The organism is Bacillus sp. PS108 (assembly GCF_037963335.1).
GTDB classification, from domain to species: Bacteria; Bacillota; Bacilli; order Bacillales; family Bacillaceae; genus Bacillus; species Bacillus subtilis.
Genome location: NZ_CP150155.1, coordinates 1568359 through 1588284, shown reverse-complemented (window position 1 = coordinate 1588284; position 19926 = coordinate 1568359). Strand labels below are relative to the sequence as shown.

Genomic DNA, 19926 nt, shown 5'->3' with positions numbered 1-19926 from the left:
ACTCCTGCTCTTAACGTAGTATCTTTATTGTTGCCTGTGAATGATGATCTAAAGCCCATAAGATTTTTCCTTTCGTTCTAAAGGATGTCACTCTTGGCACAAAAAAAGCCCGGCTTTTACGCCGGGCTCTTTTGCATTATTTTTGATAGTATTTTTCAACAATTTCAGCGTTGCGTAATGAAAGTGTAGGATATTTCGGATTTGCCCCTACATCTTTTGAAATCACACGAGATCTCTCACACATTTCGCCTTCCGCTTTCTCGACAGCGATTTTACCCGTCGCAAAGCTTTGCGCATCGTTCGGCGCATCATTTTCTTCGCTGATTGTCAGTTCAGACACAATAAACAGCTGAGAAAGGTTTTCTTTTATGGAAGCCAAGAGCTCTTTGTTTTCTTTGTTTGGATACAATTTCAAGTTTGCTTCCAAAGATTTACCGATAATTTTTTCATTTCGCGCAGTTTCTAATGCTTTTAGCACGTCATCACGAAGAGCCATAAAGCGGTCAAATTTTTCTTCAGTCACTTCACTGTTTGGAACCGCGATTGTTTCCGGCATATCGGTCAGCTGAACGCTCTGCTCTTCAACAAATGTTAAATGAGACCACAATTCGTCTGCCGTATGTGGAAGGATAGGCGCTGAAAGCTTCACTAATGCAAGAAGCGTTTCATAGAATACTGTCTGCATGCTGCGTCTATCCGGATGATCCGCATGCTCGATGTAGACAATATCCTTTGCAAAATCAAGGTAGAATGAGCTCAATTCGATTGTGCAGAAATTATGAATGCTGTGATACACAACCGCAAATTCGTACTCATCATACGCTTTTTTCACTTTATCAATCAGCTTGTTCAGCTTAATCAGCATATACTGATCCACTTCACGAAGATCTTCGACAGCCACCGCATTTGTTTTTGGATCAAAATCGAAAAGGTTGCCGTGAAGGAAACGGAACGTGTTGCGGATTTTACGATATACTTCCGCAACCTGCTTTAGAATGGCGTCAGACACGCGAACGTCCGCCTGATAATCCACTGAAGATACCCATAATCTTAAGATGTCGGCACCAAGCTGTTTCATGACTTTAGCCGGAACAACAACGTTACCGATTGATTTACTCATCTTGCGTCCTTCTCCATCCAGTGCGAACCCATGGCTGAGCACACCTTTATACGGCGCTTTCCCTGTTACGGCTACTGCTGTAGAAAGAGAAGAGTTAAACCAGCCGCGATATTGGTCAGATCCCTCTAGGTATAAATCAGCCGGGCGTACGAGGTCATCACGTTCTTCAAGCACTGCTTGATGTGAAGAGCCTGAATCAAACCAAACATCCATGATATCCTGTTCTTTTGTAAATGTGCCGTTCGGGCTGCCAGGATGCGTAAAGCCTTCCGGAAGAAGATCCTTTGCTTCTTTTTCAAACCAAATGTTTGATCCGTGCTGTCTGAACAATTCAGAAACATGTTCAATGGTTTCATCTGTAATAATCGGTTCTCCGTTTTCAGCGTAAAATACCGGAATCGGCACACCCCACGCACGCTGTCTCGAAATACACCAGTCTCCGCGGTCCCGAACCATGTTGTGCAAACGCTGCTCGCCCCATTCAGGAACCCATTTGGTTTCTTTAATGGCATCCAGCAGGTCTGATCTGAAATCTTTAATAGACGCAAACCATTGCGCTGTCGCTCTGAAAATGGTTGGTTTTTTTGTTCTCCAATCATGCGGATAAGAGTGAGTAATGAATTCAAGCTTCACAAGTGCGCCTTTTTCATCGAGCTGCTGTGTGATCGCTTTGTTTGCATCATCATAGAACATGCCTTCAAACCCAGGAGCTTCGCTTGTCATTACACCTTTTTCATCGACCGGGCAAAGCACATCTAAACCGTATTTTTGGCCGATGATAAAGTCATCTTCCCCATGTCCTGGCGCTGTATGAACACAGCCTGTTCCGGCATCAGTTGTTACGTGTTCACCAAGCATAACGAGAGAGTCTCTGCCATATAGCGGGTGTTCAGCGATAATGTTCTCAAGGTCTTTCCCTTTGACCGTTCTTGTCACTTCATACTGATCAAATCCGCATGCCGATGCAACATTTTCGACTAAGGCACTTGCTACGACAAAGCGGTCTTCACCTACTGCAATCACGCTGTACTCAAGATCAGGGTGCACTGAGATTCCAAGGTTCGCCGGAATTGTCCAAGGCGTTGTTGTCCAAATGATGATGCGCTCGCCGTTTTCAAGAACGCCTTTTCCGTCTTTTACACCAAAAGCGACGTAAATAGATGCTGAACGTTTATCTTGATATTCGATCTCGGCTTCAGCCAGAGCAGACTCACTTGAAGGTGACCAGTTAACCGGTTTAAGGCCTTTGTAAATGTAGCCTCGTTTTGCCATTTCACCAAATACGCGGATTTGCTGCGCTTCGTATTCCGGTTTTAATGTCACATATGGGTTTTCCCAGTCACCGCGGACACCAAGACGTTTGAATTGCTCACGCTGTCCCTCGATTTGCTTCCAAGCGTACTCTTCGCATAGTTTGCGGAATTCCGCTACTGACATTTCTTTGCGGTTGACCTTTTTGTTTTTTGTCAGAGCTGTTTCAATTGGCAATCCGTGTGTATCCCAGCCCGGCACATACGGTGCGTTGTAGCCGCTCATTGATTTATAGCGGACAATGAAGTCTTTCAAAATCTTGTTAAGTGCATGGCCCATATGGATGTCGCCGTTTGCATACGGAGGTCCGTCATGTAAAACAAATTTCGGGCGGTCTTTCGTCCGTTCCTGAACAAGACGGTAGATATCTTCTTCCTCCCATTTTTTTTGAATGTCAGGCTCACGGTTTGGCAAATTTCCACGCATCGGGAAATCTGTTTTCGGCATTAAGAGCGTGTCTTTAAAATCCATTTTCATTCCTCCACTGCATTTTTTCAGAAAATAAAAAAAGCCCTCTCATCCCATAAGGGACGAGAAAGCTTATCTCGCGGTACCACCCTTTTAGAAAAAGCAAACATACACTTTTTCCTCTTGAGCATCGTAACGTGATGAACGTCCTAACCTACTGTGAGTTCAGCAAGGAAACTAAAGGGCTGATCTACATGATTCCGGCCATCCCGGACTCTCACCATCTCCGGGTCGCTATGAAGGCCTGAAGGAAACATGACTGTCCCTTTCAACCGTTTTTTCATCTGAATTTATGAACGTATTATATTCGACAAGCTAAGAAAATGTCAAGATAATCAGAGAATTTATTCCTTTTCCTCAAATACAGCGTCGACTTCATACTCAAGGAGATGATCCCAATCGTCATTTTTCAGAAGATCAAGCTGAGCTTCAATCAGCATTTGGAAACGTGTTCTGAACACTTTAGACTGTTTTTTCAGCTCTTCAATTTCCATTGCAATTTTTCTTGATTTTGATAACGATTCGTTGATAATGCGATCAGCGTTTTTCTCCGCTTCCCGAACGATCAGCTTTGCCTCTTTTTGAGAATTGCGTTTTACGTCTTCAGCCGCTTCTTGAGCAACTAAAATTGATTTATTCAATGTTTCCTCAATATTGGCAAAGTGTCCGATTCTTTCATCTAGCTCATTGACTTTCGCTTCAAGCTCAGTTTTCTTGCGGAGAACAATTTCGTAATCTTTTCTGACTTGGGCTAGGAATTCATTTACTTCATCTTCATCATATCCGCGAAAACTTTTTGTAAACGTCTTGTTGTGAATATCATTTGGCGTTAATGGCATGATGCCACCTCCATTTTTACATTTCAGTACGGTTATCTAGTTCACATTATAAAACAAATTTCGCACAGATGGAGAAAAAAACTGAAAAACCGACTATTTTTGTCGTTCAAACGTAACTCTCCATTTGTCTTTTTTGGTTTTTCCTTCGATTTTTGTTAAGCTGCACCGGCCAAAACCTCTGATTGACAGCATGTCCCCTTCCGCGACTATGTATGAAGGATCTTCAACCACCTTCCAGTTCACTTTCACAAGGCCGTTTTTCACAAGCGTCTGTGATTTCTGGCGGGATTGCCTGCTCATAGAGGCGCAGACGGCGTCAAGCCTTAAAGAAGAAACCGTGTCATCTCTTATTTCGACATCAACTGCTGGAATGTTAAGGTCTGACAAGTCGATTTTCTCTAGGCTGACCGCCGCTTTGCCTGCTTGGGTCAGCTGTGCAGCCACAAAATCAGCGGTATCGGCTGAGACAATCAATTGCACTGCTGTCTCAGAAAACACGATGTCACCGAATTTTTGCCGCTTTAATCCTATGCCCATTAATGCACCAAGCAGAGAACGATGATCTACTGAGACAAACTTGTCAGCATAACGGACGTTAAACGCCTGCAGTTCAAAATCTGATTCTTCCGGAGTAATGTACTCTGGAAACAGAATCGCCCGTTTCCGCTCCGCTCTGTCATAGCCGCCGGAAAAGGCAAGCCCGACATCTGCCTGTCCCGTAACAGCAGAGAGGATGACCTGCTCTCGGGGGTCTAAAAAGTCGGTCAGCTTCATCCGGTACTGCTCCTGGACAATTCTTTTCCATTCGAGCGCTTGATCAATAAAGGCCCGCTCGTCTTTTCTGAAGTGCTGATATATATCGCTCATCGTCTTTCCCTTCTATGTAAAGAGGCTTGGCTGCTGCCAAGCCCCTATCAAACTGTCACATTAAAACGCAATCATGCGATAAAGCCCCCACAAGCCGGTTGTCGCAAACCGAAGCACAAGTATTGCTACGATTGGTGAAATATCCAGCATTGCAATCGGAGGAATGATTTTTCTGAATGGTTCGAGATATGGTTCACAAATCGAAGCCAAAAAACGCCCGACTGCTGTTTCCCTCGTACTCGGCACCCATGACATAAAAATATATATGATCAGGGCAAATGAGTATATTGTGATTAATAAGTTTAAAACCGAAAAAACTTGATAAAGGATCATCTCGCTTTACCACCTCTGATGTTCGTCTTCAGATATGAGCTCAGAAATTGTGCCTGATACATCTACGTTGTCAGGCGTGCAGAGGAAAATATCTGAGCCGATTCTTTGAATATCGCCGCCGATGGCATAAACGGTTCCGCTTAAAAAGTCAACAATCCGCTTCGCCTGGTCATGCTGTATCCGCTGAAGATTGACGACAACTGCCCGCCGGTTCTTCAAATGGTCGGCTATTTCCTGCGCCTCCGCATAAACGCGCGGCTCACTCAACACCACTTTAGAGGATTTCTGAACACTTTGCAAGCTCACTACATTCTGTTTGCCCGCAGGTTTATTCCCCGTATAAGCTGGCTTTTCTTTTTGCTCATGCTCCTCATGAGATTCCCGCTCTGTCTCAATATATTCATATTCGTATTCTTCATCTTCCATTGAGAAAAAGTTTTTCAGTTTATTTTTCATACTCATTGCTGTACACCCCCTGTTTCATTTCCGACTAACGATGAGCCGATTCTAATAAAAGTAGCTCCTTCTTCAATTGCAATTTCAAAATCATTTGACATGCCCATCGACAGTTCAGTACACGGAGCGTTCGGTTGGTTCAGCTTCTGAACCTGGTCACGGAGTTCTCTCAGCGACCTGAAACAGCTTCTGATCTGATCTTGATCATCAGTCAGCGGAGCCATTGTCATCAGCCCGGCAACAAGTATATGTTCGAAACCGGAAAGCTCCTGTATGAATGGAATGACTTCTTCTTTTTTCATGCCGTGTTTAGAAGGCTCAAGAGAGGTATTGACCTGCACAAAGCATCGTACAGTACCTTCAGCCCGTTTTTCAATTTCTTTCGCTAATGAGAGCCGGTCTAGGGAATGGATATAGGAAACCGAATTGACGACAGATTTTGCTTTTCTTGATTGCAGACTGCCGATAAAATGCCATTCCGGATTCCCTTTCATCAATTCCTGTTTGCGGAGCAGTTCCGCATCCCGATTCTCTCCGAGGCAGGTGATGCCAGCATCTACTGCCTCCTGTGCTCTTTCAGGCGATACATATTTAGTGACTGCAATAACCGTAACTTCATCGGAGCTGCGGCCCGATCTGTTACATGCTTCGTTTATTCGTTCGTTTATATGTCGTAAATTATCAACAACACGCAAGATCTTTTATGCCTCCTTCATTCCGATAAAGGACATCATCCGTCCAGTTTTCCCCTGATCGCGGCGGTGAGAATAGAAAAGAGACGGCTCGCTTTCCGTGCATAAACCGCTGACAGAAATTTGTTCACTTGCCAAACCGCTGTCCATCAGTATAAGACGGTTCAGCTCTTTCAGATCAAGCTGATATTGTGCCTTTGCCGTCTGATTAACGGCAAGGTCTGCTGAAACCGGCAATGCGCGGACAGCATCCATGACGCGGTCGTCTACCGTATAGCATGCTCCGCTGATAGACGGGCCAATAACAGCGTAAATATCTGAGGGATTTGAACCTTCCTTCTCAATCCATTGCTTCACCATTTCTCTGCCAATCTGTTTGACGGTGCCTTTCCACCCGGCATGGGCGACTCCGACAAGCGACTTAACCGGATCATAAAAGAAAAGAGGCACACAATCAGCAAAGCATAATGCTAAAAATACATTTTTTTCATTTGTATAGAGCCCGTCCGTTGCTTTTAGAGCCGTGTGATACTCACGGGCGCCTTTTCCCCTATCCCTCTGCGTCACTTTCTGAACGCGATTATCATGTGTCTGATCAGCGAATACCCAAGACTGCAAATCAGTATTAAACATATCGGCAATATATTCACGATTTTTAACTACATCTGCATCTTTGTCATGAACGTGCAATCCTGTATTTAACGATTCAAAAGGCTTTTGGCTGACACCGCCGTTTTTTGTCGTAAATCCGGCAATGACCTCTTTGTTGTTTTGATTCGTTTGAGCCCAGTCTTGTATCATGAGTGTCGAGGGTGTGGTAAGACTGAATGGGTGATATGTATTCATGATGATCCAACCTTTCGACAAACATTTAAAAAAGCGGAATTTCCCACTTATTTTACCACATCTTACTGCATTCGTTGAGCGCCGATTTGCATATTTCTAAATGAAATGTGCCGGAAGAATCGAGACTTCCGGCATTTGCCAATCCGCGGCAGAAAAGCAGGTTTATGCATGCGGTTCACTTAATCGGACCAAGATTACATCTTCCCCGATTTTTACTATATTTCGCCATGGAATGACCAATTCCTCTTCTTTTCCAAAAAATCCGAGAACTTTCCCATTTCCTCCGAGTATGATCGCCTGAATTTTTCCAGTAGTCACATTGATATCAATATCACCAATACTCCCCAGCTTTTTTCCGTTTGAGACATTGACGACATCCTTTACCTGAAATTCTGAAATGTTGATCATTCCATCACGTCCTTTTTCCGTCCTTTTGTTCAAGTATATGAACGGGCAGGCTGAACCTTGTCAGCAAGAAGAAATTTTCATGTCATTGTTCTTTTTTCCGGCTGCACCAGCTGATGATAAAATCGAGTATAATTTTTGTATACTCTACTAGCTGCTCAATCGATACCTTCTCGTTCACAGAGTGTGCATTGTGCAGATCTCCAGGACCGTATATTACGCATGGAATACCGGCATCATACAGCCATCCGCCATCTGTAACTGATTGAGAAACGTCAATAATTGGACACTCCCGTTTCACTTTCTGATGAGAGGCAGTTAGCGCTAAGACGCCTGGGTGGCCAGAGTCAACTTCCAATGCCGGAAAAATTTCTCCTCTGTCTTCTATCATAGATGAGCCTCCCCACTTGAATACAGGGCGGTTTTCCCTAAGCCAAATATCACTGTCACTCAGCCGATTGACGTAATCTTCTATTTCCGCTGCCACTTGGTCATGGGTTTCATTTGGATAAAAATGGACTGTGATCCACAGCCGGCATTCGTCCGCTATAAAAGCCGCATGTCTGCCGCCTTCTATAACTGCCGGATTAATCGTATTTGTGCCTGGTTTAAAACCGGGATAACTTTTCATAATGGACCAGTGGCGCTCAAGTTCACCGAGCCCCGCAATGATTTTTGCCATTTTTTCAATTGCGCTTGCTCCGAATGTTCCTCCGCCTGCGTGAATCATATTCCGTCTCGTTCCATCATGAAATGTTTGACTGCTTTTGATTTCGATCCAGCCTGTAATGACACCCCCTTGGCCTTGAATATGCATATCGCTCGTATCCGCGACAATTGCAAAATCAGCGTGGTAGCCCCTCTTGCAGCATTCAAGTGTGCCGGCTTCTCCAACTTCCTCCCCAATAACCGATTGCAGAATCAGATCACCTGGAAGTTCAATGCCTGCTTCACGAATCAATTTGACAGCAAACAACACACACGCCATTCCGCCCTTCATATCGGAAGCGCCTCGACCGATTAAGAGACCGTTTTTTTCAATTGGATGAAATGGATCATGCTCCCATTCTTCATCCTCTTTTACCTCTGCCACATCTACATGGCCATTGATAATCAGGCTGTAATAATCTGCTGAATCTGTTCCCTTTAGCTTGCCGACAACATTGGGATCTCCAGGGTACACATCCCATTTGTCGATCGAGAATCCCAATTCATTTAAATATCCCGCAATCCAAGACTGAATGCCCTCTGTATTTCTTGCAGGCGGAGCAGGTGTTTGATAAGAAATCAGCGTTTTCGCAAGCTGAATAAGCTCCTCCTTATGTTCTTCCACTTTTTTTTGCAAAGAGTCTATTTGTTGATCCAATGTAAATCCGCTCCTATTCTTTAAAATCAAAAAAGCCGTTTCAAATGTGATGAAACGGCTTAATAAAAACAAACGGAGTCCGATGTACTCCGCTTTTCACCGCTTCCCTCCGCTGGCATGATCCAGATCAGGTCAAAAGGGTTGAGACAAAGTCTCTCTCAGCTTCGCAAAGCACCCCTAGGATGAATCTATATATGTTTGTCAGGCATTCGTTATCGGCTCAGCTCTTGTTAAAAACGGCCGATCCTGATTCCATAATACATGGATTGGCGTATCAAAAAAAGCGGAAAGTATTTGATCAGTAAGCATTTCCTTTATTTCTCCGGATTCAAAGATCTCTCCCTGTTTTAATAAAAGGGCTTTATCAAAGACAGGCAAAATTTCTTCAGCATGATGAGTCACATAAAGGATAGATGGTGCATTTTCTTTGTTTGCAATGTATGTAATCGTATCTAACAGCTTTTCCCGGGCAATAAAATCCAGTCCTGTGACTGGTTCATCCAGTATCAGCAACTCCGGATCGGCCATTAGTGCTCTAGCAATCAATGCTCTTTGTTTTTCCCCTTGAGAAAGGGTTTCATAGCGGCGATCGGCATATTCAATTGCTCCCAAGTCCTCTAACAAACCTATCGCTTTTTCCCTGGTTTCCTTACTTGGCGTTTCATATAACCCAATCGAAGCGTAAGCTCCGCTCAAAGCAATTTCAAAGGCTGAATCTGCCGGATACAATTTTTGCTGAAGAGCTGCTGAGACGAGGCCAATTTTACGTCTGAGCTTTTCCCCAAGTTCTGTTTTGCCAAATTCATGGCCGAGCACCTGCATCTCGCCTGATGTTGGAAAATAATATGAGCACAGCATATTTAACAGCGCTGTCTTCCCGGCGCCATTTAGGCCGTAAAGCACCCAATTTTCCTTTTCTTCCACCTTCCAATGAATATCTCTCAGTATCCATTTCCCATTCCGTTTTAGTGAGACATTGTCAAGCTGCAAAATCATCGTGGTCCTCCTCTTTATTGCCTTTTATAATTGTTTTAATTTTCATAAAACTTTGTACGAACTAGGATACCTTACTTTTTCCAAAACGTAAACCATCCGTAATCAATAGAAAAGCCTTTAAAACAACATCGTTTTAAAGGCTTTTCATTATTGATGAATATTTTTATTCATTTGTTTGATAGCCGCTTTTTCAAGTCTGGACACCTGCGCCTGGGATATTCCGATTTCTTCGGCAACTTCCATTTGGGTTTTCCCTTGGAAGAATCGCTTTCTCAAAATCATTTTTTCCCTATCGTTCAGCCTTCTCATGCCCTCTTTTAAAGCCAGCTCTTCAATCCATTGTGAATCTGTATTACGCTCATCACTGATTTGGTCCATCACATAGATCGGGTCTCCGCCGTCGTTATAGATCGGTTCAAATAGAGAAACCGGATCCTGGATGGCATCAAGCGCAAATACAATTTCCTCATGCGGTACTTCAAGAACTTTTGCGATGTCTTCTGCAGTCGGCTCCTTGCTTGTCTCACTGATTAACCGCTCTCTTACCTGAAGCGCCTTGTAAGCGATGTCCCGGAGTGATCTTGAGACACGGATCGGGTTATTATCGCGTAAATACCTGCGGATCTCTCCGATAATCATAGGTACAGCGTATGTTGAAAACTTAACATTATGGCTTAGGTCAAAATTATCAATGGATTTCATTAGTCCGATGCAGCCGACTTGAAATAAGTCATCAACATACTCCCCTCTGTTATTAAATCGTTGAATGACACTTAAGACAAGACGCAAGTTCCCGTTTACAAGCTTTTCTCTTGCTGAATCATCGCCTTGATCCTGCAGCTGCCTAAACAGCTTTCTCATCTCTTCATTCTTGAGTACTGGTAATTTGGAGGTATCCACCCCGCAGATTTCGACTTTATTTCTCGACACTTTTTTCCCTCCCTACAGGAGCTGCTGTACAACGTTAAGTATCTCCTTGGGTGGGAAAAATATGCACTGCACTCAGACCGAAAAACTGTCGAAACCAGGAAATCCCTGTAAAATCAAGGGGTTCTAACCATAAAATTTTTTACACCATTTTGTTGAACTCTTTTCTCAACCTTTTTATAATTCTTTTCTCAAGCCGCGAAATATAAGACTGAGAAATCCCCATCATATCCGCTACATCCTTTTGGGTTTTTTCTTCTTCACCGACAAGCCCAAACCGCAGCTCCATGATTTGCTTTTCTCTCTCATTAAGCTGTTCAAGCGCTTTTTTCAAAAGCTTTTTATCGACGTTAGCTTCTATGTCTTTAGTGATGATGTCATCGTCAGTGCCGAGCACATCAGAAAGCAAAAGCTCATTGCCGTCCCAATCAATATTAAGCGGTTCATCAAAGGAAACCTCTGAACGGATTTTGTTATTTCTTCTTAAATACATCAGGATTTCATTTTCTATACACCGGGAGGCATAGGTAGCAAGCTTGATTTTCTTTTCTGGATTGAATGTATTCACAGCTTTGATTAGACCGATGGTACCGATGCTGATTAAATCCTCTATATTAATTCCCGTATTTTCAAATTTACGGGCGATATATACGACCAGACGCAAATTGCGTTCAATTAAAATGGCGCGCGCCGCCTGATCGCCGTTTGGGAGCTTCATTAACAAAACCTGCTCCTCATCTTTAGATAATGGAGGCGGCAGGGCTTCACTCCCGCCTATGTAATAGACTTCATCACTTTTCAGCCCAAGTTTCATCAGCAGCTTATACCAGAGGTGCGTCAACCGTAATTTCAGTTTTTTCATCTTCCTCTCCCTTCTAAATGTCACGCCGTTTGAGTATGATAAGTAACGGACATTTGCGAACATTATGAAACGTGTTTGACAGCCTTGCCCGAAAGCATTTTCGGATGAATAATCGCGTCAAACTCTCCATCTGCCGACAGCTTTGTTGTGCTGATGCCGATTAAACATTTATCTGCAGAAATCATTTCTTCTTTTGTCATAATCGTTACGTGATCCGGTTTAACGCATAATAAAAATTGATTTTGCTGACCAACTCCCCTGTATGGAATCAATCTCATTTTATCTAAAAAGCGAAAGGAATCATCGAGCTGTTCGATGGCTTCCAATGGGTCTGTATTTCGAATGATCATCGTTTCGGCTGTTCCGAAAATCGGCTCCAATTTATCAATGTAAATGATCATTACCGGTGTTTTTGTAAGAGGATCGTACAGCTGGTTACCGGAATCAATCAGGCCTCTGACATGAAGTGTTTGGCTGCCCAAATCTGCCTGCACGCTGACTCGTTCCTCATATTGAATGTTTTTTGTTTCAATATCTTCAATTCTTCTTTTAGAAAAAAACCATAATGCTGGAAAGCCACCAACAATAAACAACCAGCTGATCGGGTCTCCAAACCCTGTTTGATTGGTAATCATGACACCGTTTTGAACAATAGAATTTGACTGCAGCAAAGAATGGGCTCCGATAATTCCTCCCCCCATTAAAAAAGTGGCAAAATAAAAGGAAAACAAATTTTGAAAGAAAAACCGAAATCTTTTAAAGCCAAATGTCACCACCACAATCACAACTGAAAAAGCTAGCTTCCCAGCCGGATGTTCAACAATCGGCGAAAAAGGAGTAAACATCAAAAGGACAATACTGGAACCGATGAACGCTCCGCCTACCAGTCTTCTTTTTTTTACATGCCGTTTTAAAATAAATGCCGTGAGCAAAAGCAAAAGTGCATCAAAACAAAAGTTTAACAGCCAAATGACATCTAAATAGATTTTCACATCTGACTCCTTTCTTTCTTGCCTCACGCTGTTCCCCTTCTTGCTTCATAAGTATAAAGCAAGCTCTGTGGGAAAGTCTGTCAATTAATGTTGAGAGGAAAATACAATTTTTCAGGGAAATCTGCTTAATTTGTCGAGGAAGTGTAATGAGAGGATATATAAAAAAGCTGCCAATGACGGCAGCTTTTTTCCACTTAATTTTCTGTGTTGATATTAAGTTTTCCATTCGCAGTTTTTCTTGTTTCATTTCCATAATCATCTCGTACGATCACTTCTACTCTTGCTCCTTTTGCTTTAATAGAAGAAGTGGCTGTCCAATAGCCTTCATATCTTCCCGGAGAAATTTCTCTTAACGGGAGTTCGGTGGCGTTTTGCACACTCGCTCTTGCATTTGTCAACGGCATACGAATGATAAACGTTGCATCTAAATCCTCAGCGCTTGAGAAAGCGATTTTCACAGATTCACCGGCTTTTAAGTTTTTATCCTCTCCCGGAATTAAGCCGGAAATGACAGGCTTATCAAAATTGACATCAATGACAGCCTTTTTCGTCGTTTTGTTGCCTGCTAAGTCTGTAGCAATCACCTTGATTTCATTGCTTCCATTCTCCAAAAGAATCCGGGCTGAGTATGAACCATTGGTTATTGTTGCTTTTTTGCCATTCACCTTGACGTCTTTCAGATTGTCATCGGATACAGACCCTTTGACAGTCAGCGTTTCTTTATTTGTTTTCCCGCCATCCTTTGGAGTGTCCAGCGTTAACTCAGGCTTTTCTTGATCAAGCGTGACCGTGATTGGGCTGGAGGCATCTGTTGTTCCGTTGTCAGTTGATGCAGTTGCCGTCAGCTCATTTTCACCCTTGTTGAGTGTGATGCCTGTCTGGAACGTGCCGTCCGCGGCAGTTTTTGTTTCTCCCGCTTCTTTCTCATCATTATAAATGTGTACCGTTGTACCAGGAGAAGCTTTTCCTTTTACAGTGACGTTCTCCTTATTTGTGTATGACTTGTCTGTCGGTGAAATAATCTCAGGTACAGCAGCTTCGTAATCAACTAATGCGCGAATCATATAGTTGCCGTCTGCTTCGTCACCCGGCTCCCATTGCCCACCTATATACTGCCAGTTGCGGCCGGAATTCTTGCCGGTTTCATCCATTGCCAGTCCAGGTGAATACGGGTCAGGTTTCGATTGGATATATACGAGATAAAAGTCTTTATCGACCATAATCCCTTTTGAACTGAGATCTACCTTAGTCCACTCGCCATTGCGAAGAGCTTCAGCGTTAAATGGCCCGGCAATTTTCTTGCCCGGTGCTCCATCTTTTCCTGTAGCATCGTATACCTCAACCTTAAACTCTGTGCCGCCCGGATCAGGGAACTCTGTATCCCAGAATCTGAACAGCCCTCCTGTAAGCATGCCTTTGTCCTTGCCGTCAGCGAGCGTCATTTTTACCGCCCATCCGTTACCGGCAGCAAAATAGGAATTGGCATTCTCCGCTGTTCCGTCATCATATGCAATTTCACCCGGGTAACCGACAAAAGGCTTCAATGCAGTTTCTTTTGTTACATCACCTTTTAACTCAACGGAAAATTCATCACTGTAATAACCCGGTGCAGCGACTTTAATCGTATAAGCGCCTTCATAGGCCTCCAGCGTATATTCACCTTTGTCGTTTGTCATAGCCGGTTCCACCGCAGCATCCTCTACAACATAAACGGAAGCGCCTGTTACCGGCTCTCCTGTCGTTTTATTGATGACCGTGCCTTTTAATGTGCCCTTCTTCATCTCTTCTAACGTAAAATTAGCTTGTGTCGTCTGATCCGTCTTTAAAGATACTTTTTGTGTTTTCGACTGATAACCATATGCTTCTGCCATAAGCGTATAGTCTCCCGCTTTGTGCTTCAGCGTGTACTGCCCTGTGGATTGATCTGAATATGTTGATTTTCCTGTTTCCACTACACTGACTTGTGCCCTGAGCGGCAAAACTTGAGGCTGTATAGCCTTGTTCTGATGTTTTACCGCTGTGTTTGCAGATGGCTTAGCCTTTTTCGGATTTACTGGCTTTTTCTTTTGCTTTCCAGACGGCTTTTCGACGCCCAGCTTATTCTTTTTGACTGTTTTTCCGGCTGATTTGTCAGAAAGCACTACATCATCAATATACCAGCCCTCTTTGTTAATACTTTCATCTGATTGAAGGTTAAACATCACTTGAATGTTTTGGCCTTTATAAGCCGATAAATCAATTTCTTCCTCCGTCCAGCTTGATGTCTTTCCGTTATAGACACCAGCCTGCTCCCAATTCTTTTCACCTTCCGGAAGAACAAAAACGTAGCCGTAATCAAACTCATCCTCTAAATTGTGCCAGCTTTTAAATTGAAGGAACAGACTTCCTGAATCAGGTGCTTTAATAGGAGGCATAACAAGGTTCATGTTTGCTGAGTTGGCATAATTTCCTGTCAAATTCGTTCCATATACTTTTTCTCCAGATGCTGCTGTATTTGGGCCAGTTGACGGAACTCCCCATTCCCAATTATTATTTGTTCCGCTCGCAACCCAGCCGCCGGGTGCAGTTTCAAAGTCCTGTTTATATCCCACCGTGATGCTTGGTTTCACTGTTACATCGTATATGTCAGACGAAACGACATGACCGCCAAAATCGTGAATCATCCACTTATAGCTTAGTTTAGTTCCTTTTATATCTGGGATCTCTGCCTGATACGTTCCTTTTAGATGATCACCGCTGATTCGTTTAGCCGTTATTTCTGTCCATTCACCTTGATCAAGCTTGTAGGACAGCTTTACAGATGTCACACTCACATTGTCTTCAGCTGTCAAAGTCAGTGGCAGGCTGCCACCTTCATAAGCTTCAGTTACTTTCTCATGCTGATAGACAGGAGGCTCTTGGTCATCCCCCTCTACAGAAACTTGTCCTTCCGCTTTCCCTAAACCATCTGTAATAGCGGATACAGCATCAAAAGCATTCACCAGACCATGGCCATATCCGTTATTCGGTGAATCAGGAAATGTTGAATCTGTGAGCGGTTCAGCCGTGCTGGTTAATATATCCTCAATCTCATCAACAGAAAGTGAGGCACTCGCCTGTTTCAGCAGTGCAGCAACAGCGGATACATGCGGCCCGGCCATTGATGTGCCGTCCCAACCATCCTCATATGTCTGACCGGGAACGGATGAACGAATATTAACGCCCGGTGCAGATATTTCCGGCTTTATCTCATCATATGGAGATGGCCCTTGAAGAGAAAAGTCAGCGAGCTTTTTATTGATATCAGTCGCTCCAGTTGCAAACGATTCTGGATAGTTTGCCGGATTTGCGATAGAACCAGGCCCGCCGGGAATAAAGAGATCCGTATTCCCCGCTGAAAACTCAGGGAAAATATCGGCCGCACGCCAGGCATTGACCATGTCTCTGTACCATTCATCAAGTCCAGAGCCCCCTCCCCATGAGTTATTGACAACATCAGGAGCCATTTCCGGGTGGGGATTTCCTTCCGCGTCCTTTGGTGCTAAAACCCATTCACCAGCTTCCAAAATGTCAGCATCAGTGCCGCCATCTTCAGAGAACGCTTTAACAGCAATCCATTTTGCGCCAGGCGCTACACCGATTTGATTTGTTCCATCAGGTTCAGAGCCCACCATCGTGCCTGTCACATGGGTTCCATGAGCCAAATCATCATAAGGGCTTGCCTCGCCTGCTACGGCATCATACCAGTTCATTTCATTTTCAGGCTCATTAGGATTTTCCGGATTATATCCGCGATATTTCTCTTTTAATGCCGGATGATTCCATTCCACCCCGGTATCAATGGACGCAACAACCGTGCCAGTTCCATCATATCCAAGTGCCCAAGCTTTTGGGGCATCGATTTGGTCTACATTCCATTCCACACCGTCAGTTGCTTTAATAGCTTTCTGTGCTTTTTTCATATTAAATGGGGAGGATGACTTAAAAAGCTGCCGTTTCTCATTAGGAAGCACCTTTTCCACTTCGGGAAACTGCGCCACTTTTTCCATAACCTCTTTTGAGGCATGAACAGCAATCCCGTTCACCACATAATAAGAATGAATTTGGTCTGCATTTCCTTTATCTTTCTGGGTGTTCAAGTATTTTAGGACATCTTGCTGGGATTCATCGGCTGTGACTTTTAAAGATGACACAACAGCAGAACGCTTTTGATATTCCGTCTTAGCGGCAGACAACTTCTTCGATTTCGCTTTTTTAACAGCCGCTTTTGCCGCTTTTTCTGTGTTAGCCTGATCTTTAAATTTAATCAGAAAAGTCGTTTTTTCTTTCTTTTTAAAGCTTTTCTTTAATGAACTCGAAATCTTGTTTTGAATGGATTCCGCAGATTGAAGCTCCTTTTTAACAGAAGGTGAGGTGACTTTACTGCTTGCCCCGGCTGCTCCCGGAAACAGCAGTGAACTGATGACAACTGTACTTAAAACAGAGCTGATGAGTCTGTTTTTCGTTTTTTTCTTCATTTTCATCCCCCTTTTTCAACATGCTTTTTTAAAAAAGTGTCGTCCCTCCTTTTAATAATGAATGGTTTGTCAGAACATCGCTGTATATTAACTGTAGACAATCCGAATTACAGATATTGTCGTTTTATGTCATTCAATTTCCATATATATGAAAATGATAAAAATGTCACAAAAATAAATAGGCCTAATTATCCGTTTTGTTACTAAGCGAAGGAAGCAATAGGGAAAAAGACTTTATAAGAAGGAAAGTGTGAAGAGAAAAACAAAAAAGGACAAAATCGAAAACGATTTTGTCCTTTACATTAGCCGCGTTTATTACGGTTTCTTAAGAATGTCGGGATGTCAAGCGTATCATCAGCCGGCTGTGAAGTATGACGGCTTACTGCGTTCTGCTGCTGAGGCTCCTCACGTTTTGGCTCACGCTTCGGAACACTTTGATTGTGTGTTTTGATGCTTTGATTTAAGCTTGGACGCTGAGGCTTCGTCACGTCCTTCTCTTGTTCGATAAAGCCGGTTGCAATCACTGTCACCACAATCTCATCTTTTAGATTTTCATTAATAACAGAACCGAAAATCATGTTTACGTCTTGATCAGACGCCGAAGCGACAATGTCTGCTGCTTCCTGAACCTCATATAGGCTGAGGTTTGTTCCTCCAGTGATGTTCATGAGGACGCCTTGCGCACCGTCAATGGCCGCTTCAAGAAGCGGGCTGGAAATTGCTTTTTTTGCTGCCTCTGCCGCGCGATTTTCCCCAGTAGCAATACCAATACCCATCAAAGCAGATCCTTTGTTTGACATGATTGTTTTCACATCAGCAAAGTCAAGGTTGATAAGACCAGGTGTAGCAATCAAGTCAGAAATACCTTGAACCCCTTGGCGAAGTACGTTATCCGCTTCACGGAATGCTTCAAGCATCGGTGTGTTTTTATCAACAATTTCAAGGATACGGTCGTTCGGGATCACGATCAGTGTATCCACCGCTTCTTTCATTGCCGAGATTCCGCCTGCAGCCTGAAGCTGTCTTTTGCGTCCTTCGAAGGTAAACGGTCTTGTCACAACGCCGACAGTTAATGCGCCTAAGTCTTTCGCGATTTGTGCGATAACCGGTGCGGCACCTGTTCCTGTTCCGCCGCCCATACCAGCTGTCACGAATACCATGTCAGCACCTTTAAGTGCTTCTTCAATCTGCTCTTTGCTTTCTTCAGCGGCTTTTTTCCCGACCTCTGGATTCGCACCTGCTCCCAATCCTCTAGTCAGCTTTGCGCCGATTTGCATTTTCACTTCTGCTTTTGACAGGTTAAGAGCTTGAGCGTCCGTGTTTACCGCGATATACTCTACTCCTTGCACTTCATTTTCAATCATTCGGTTAACGGCGTTGTTTCCGCCGCCTCCTACTCCGATTACTTTAATTGATGCTAAGCCGTCTATGTTTGTTTCGAACTCCAACATGCTAAATCCTCCTAATCTGCCGAATGACTATCTATCTATTCCCAAAACATGCTTAATAGTTTTTTCATTTTGCTCTGTTTATTATGTTCGGCTTGTGTTTTTTGTTTTCCTTTTGGCCGCTGCTGCACCTCATTTTGGTGATGATGCTGCTCTTGTTCCTCAGATGATGAGACTGCGATTTCCTGTATCGCTTCTTCAGGCATCTTAAAGCCTATTTTTCTGCCTTGGATTCTTGCATTCCGGCAGGCGAATTGGATCAGGCCCACTCCCGTCATATATTGAGGATCTCTTACACCGATATAATTCGGGCTTGCCACTCTGACATTGTTTTGCAGCACATCCTGTGCCAAAGACATGACACCCGGCATAGCTGCTTGTCCTCCTGTCAGCACGAAGCCTCCCGGCAGATCGGTAATTCCCATACTGCGAAGCTCTTCTGAAACAATTTCAAGAATTTCTTCTACTCTCGCTTCAATGATATTCGCTGCTTCTTGCTGTGTAAATGTTTGTTTTTGATTGGTGCCTATAACGGTTACCTCAAATATTTCATCTTCCGAGGCTTCGTCATAGTAGGCATGTCCAAATTGCTTTTTCACGCGTTCTGCTTCTTCTGTTGACGTTCTCAATCCGATGGAGATATCTTTGGTGATATTTTCGCCTCCGAGAGGAATGACACGGGTAGAAGTGAGATGTCCGTTCTGGAATACGGCAATGGTTGTTGACCCTCCCCCTATATCAATGAGAGCCACACCAAGGTTTTTCTCGTCCTTTGATAATGCAGCAGAACCGGCTGCCAGCGGCTGAAGGCAAATATCAGTTATTTCAATACCAGCTCTTTCAACGCAGCGGAGTAAGTTATGTAAGATTGTTTTTGAACCGGTGATCAAGGTGCCCTCTACTTCTAAACGCACCCCCAGCATTTTTTTCGGGTCGGTGATTTCATCTCTTCCATCTACGATAAACTGTTTAGGAATGACATCGACAATCAGCTGTTCGTGCGGTACTGAAACAACCTGTGCCGCCTCCATGACACGGCGTACGTCTTCAACCTGAATTTCTTTATTTTCACTGGAAACTGCTACAACACCGTTTGTATCTTGAATATTGATATAATTTCCATTAACGCCGACAATAGCTTTTCTAAGCGGAAAACCTACCATTCTTTCAGCTTGGTCAAACGCTTTTCTTATAGAATGAACGGTCTCATCTATATCAACGATTGAGCCTTTTTTCAACCCTTCAGACGGTACATTTCCCACACCGATAATATTAAGGGAATCATCTGTCATTTCTCCGACGATCACTTTTGTATTGGACGTACCGATGTCAAGACTGACGTAAAGTTCATTGTTGTTCATTCTATGGCACCTCCTCACATTTCGATCATTTCTATTCTATTATTTGCGGAACAACAATACAATGAATGTGGCTTTACAAGTGTGTAACAAAAAATAACAACAGAATATTTTTATGTGGTTTTCACATTTTATGTTTATTGA

Annotated in this window: 16 protein-coding genes, 1 riboswitch and 1 other annotated feature; all 16 genes read right to left on the bottom strand. The window is 43.5% G+C overall.

Annotated features, from left to right (window positions below; all coding sequences use genetic code 11):
• Positions 1-136 precede the first annotated feature (136 nt).
• The 16 genes from ileS to ftsA all read right to left on the bottom strand — a co-directional run bounded on the left by ileS (position 137) and on the right by ftsA (position 19785).
• Entirely contained in the window at positions 137-2902 is a 2766-nt protein-coding gene (ileS, locus tag NSQ16_RS08310; protein ID WP_041850853.1) for an isoleucine--tRNA ligase, read from the bottom strand.
• A gap of 52 nt (positions 2903-2954) precedes the next feature.
• Positions 2955-3181 (bottom strand) — a binding site (T-box leader).
• 62 nt (positions 3182-3243) lie between these two features.
• Complete coding sequence (gene divIVA, locus NSQ16_RS08305; RefSeq protein ID WP_003221468.1) at positions 3244-3738, bottom strand: septum site-determining protein DivIVA; 495 nt, start codon at positions 3736-3738, stop codon at positions 3244-3246.
• Between the two features lie 93 nt (positions 3739-3831).
• The gene (locus NSQ16_RS08300) at positions 3832-4605 is read right to left on the bottom strand and encodes an RNA-binding protein (RefSeq protein WP_003232140.1); all 774 of its coding nucleotides are present in this window, start codon (positions 4603-4605) and stop codon (positions 3832-3834) included.
• 60 nt (positions 4606-4665) lie between these two features.
• Entirely contained in the window at positions 4666-4938 is a 273-nt protein-coding gene (locus tag NSQ16_RS08295; protein ID WP_014479736.1) for a YggT family protein, read from the bottom strand.
• Positions 4939-4944: 6 nt separating this feature from the next.
• Positions 4945-5400, bottom strand: a complete 456-nt coding sequence (gene sepF / locus NSQ16_RS08290; RefSeq protein WP_014476753.1) for a cell division protein SepF — start codon at positions 5398-5400, stop codon at positions 4945-4947.
• A complete protein-coding gene (locus NSQ16_RS08285) occupies positions 5397-6089 on the bottom strand; it encodes a YggS family pyridoxal phosphate-dependent enzyme (RefSeq protein WP_327836760.1) in 693 nt (230 codons plus the stop codon). Before NSQ16_RS08285 ends, sepF begins: the two co-directional genes overlap by 4 nt.
• Before the next feature lie 6 nt (positions 6090-6095).
• The gene (gene pgeF / locus NSQ16_RS08280) at positions 6096-6932 is read right to left on the bottom strand and encodes a peptidoglycan editing factor PgeF (protein ID WP_080529292.1); all 837 of its coding nucleotides are present in this window, start codon (positions 6930-6932) and stop codon (positions 6096-6098) included.
• 162 nt (positions 6933-7094) lie between these two features.
• The gene (locus NSQ16_RS08275) at positions 7095-7340 is read right to left on the bottom strand and encodes a YlmC/YmxH family sporulation protein (RefSeq protein ID WP_327836757.1); all 246 of its coding nucleotides are present in this window, start codon (positions 7338-7340) and stop codon (positions 7095-7097) included.
• A gap of 82 nt (positions 7341-7422) precedes the next feature.
• Entirely contained in the window at positions 7423-8703 is a 1281-nt protein-coding gene (gene ylmB, locus NSQ16_RS08270; RefSeq protein WP_213414473.1) for an acetylornithine deacetylase, read from the bottom strand.
• An 87-nt stretch (positions 8704-8790) separates the two neighbouring features.
• Positions 8791-8892: riboswitch (TPP riboswitch) on the bottom strand.
• Between the two features lie 12 nt (positions 8893-8904).
• On the bottom strand, positions 8905-9699 hold the full coding sequence (locus NSQ16_RS08265) for an ABC transporter ATP-binding protein (protein ID WP_327836753.1): 795 nt from the start codon (positions 9697-9699) through the stop codon (positions 8905-8907).
• A gap of 147 nt (positions 9700-9846) precedes the next feature.
• The gene (gene sigG, locus NSQ16_RS08260; RefSeq protein WP_163182348.1) at positions 9847-10629 is read right to left on the bottom strand and encodes an RNA polymerase sporulation sigma factor SigG; all 783 of its coding nucleotides are present in this window, start codon (positions 10627-10629) and stop codon (positions 9847-9849) included.
• A gap of 139 nt (positions 10630-10768) precedes the next feature.
• Positions 10769-11488, bottom strand: coding sequence for an RNA polymerase sporulation sigma factor SigE (gene sigE / locus NSQ16_RS08255; protein WP_003221446.1), 720 nt, complete (start codon positions 11486-11488; stop codon positions 10769-10771).
• 62 nt (positions 11489-11550) lie between these two features.
• A complete protein-coding gene (spoIIGA, locus tag NSQ16_RS08250) occupies positions 11551-12480 on the bottom strand; it encodes a sigma-E processing peptidase SpoIIGA (protein ID WP_003232163.1) in 930 nt (309 codons plus the stop codon).
• 194 nt (positions 12481-12674) lie between these two features.
• Positions 12675-16976, bottom strand: a complete 4302-nt coding sequence (locus NSQ16_RS08245) for a bacillopeptidase F (protein WP_327836750.1) — start codon at positions 16974-16976, stop codon at positions 12675-12677.
• A 302-nt stretch (positions 16977-17278) separates the two neighbouring features.
• Positions 17279-18427, bottom strand: a complete 1149-nt coding sequence (gene ftsZ / locus NSQ16_RS08240) for a cell division protein FtsZ (RefSeq protein ID WP_327836747.1) — start codon at positions 18425-18427, stop codon at positions 17279-17281.
• Positions 18428-18462: 35 nt separating this feature from the next.
• On the bottom strand, positions 18463-19785 hold the full coding sequence (gene ftsA / locus NSQ16_RS08235) for a cell division protein FtsA (protein ID WP_003232169.1): 1323 nt from the start codon (positions 19783-19785) through the stop codon (positions 18463-18465).
• Between the last annotated feature and the right edge of the window lie 141 nt (positions 19786-19926).

What these genes read in the sequence shown, in the direction of transcription:
- NSQ16_RS08300 (WP_003232140.1), bottom strand. Translation starts at nt 4,605, where the DNA reads ATGAGCGATATATATCAGCACTTCAGAAAAGACGAGCGGGCCTTTATT.
- ftsZ (WP_327836747.1), bottom strand. Translation starts at nt 18,427, where the DNA reads ATGTTGGAGTTCGAAACAAACATAGACGGCTTAGCATCAATTAAAGTA.
- ileS (WP_041850853.1), bottom strand. Translation starts at nt 2,902, where the DNA reads ATGGATTTTAAAGACACGCTCTTAATGCCGAAAACAGATTTCCCGATG.
- NSQ16_RS08275 (WP_327836757.1), bottom strand. Translation starts at nt 7,340, where the DNA reads ATGATCAACATTTCAGAATTTCAGGTAAAGGATGTCGTCAATGTCTCA.
- NSQ16_RS08295 (WP_014479736.1), bottom strand. Translation starts at nt 4,938, where the DNA reads ATGATCCTTTATCAAGTTTTTTCGGTTTTAAACTTATTAATCACAATA.
- sepF (WP_014476753.1), bottom strand. Translation starts at nt 5,400, where the DNA reads ATGAGTATGAAAAATAAACTGAAAAACTTTTTCTCAATGGAAGATGAA.
- divIVA (WP_003221468.1), bottom strand. Translation starts at nt 3,738, where the DNA reads ATGCCATTAACGCCAAATGATATTCACAACAAGACGTTTACAAAAAGT.
- pgeF (WP_080529292.1), bottom strand. Translation starts at nt 6,932, where the DNA reads ATGAATACATATCACCCATTCAGTCTTACCACACCCTCGACACTCATG.
- ftsA (WP_003232169.1), bottom strand. Translation starts at nt 19,785, where the DNA reads ATGAACAACAATGAACTTTACGTCAGTCTTGACATCGGTACGTCCAAT.
- sigE (WP_003221446.1), bottom strand. Translation starts at nt 11,488, where the DNA reads ATGAAAAAACTGAAATTACGGTTGACGCACCTCTGGTATAAGCTGCTG.
- NSQ16_RS08265 (WP_327836753.1), bottom strand. Translation starts at nt 9,699, where the DNA reads ATGATTTTGCAGCTTGACAATGTCTCACTAAAACGGAATGGGAAATGG.
- NSQ16_RS08245 (WP_327836750.1), bottom strand. Translation starts at nt 16,976, where the DNA reads ATGAAGAAAAAAACGAAAAACAGACTCATCAGCTCTGTTTTAAGTACA.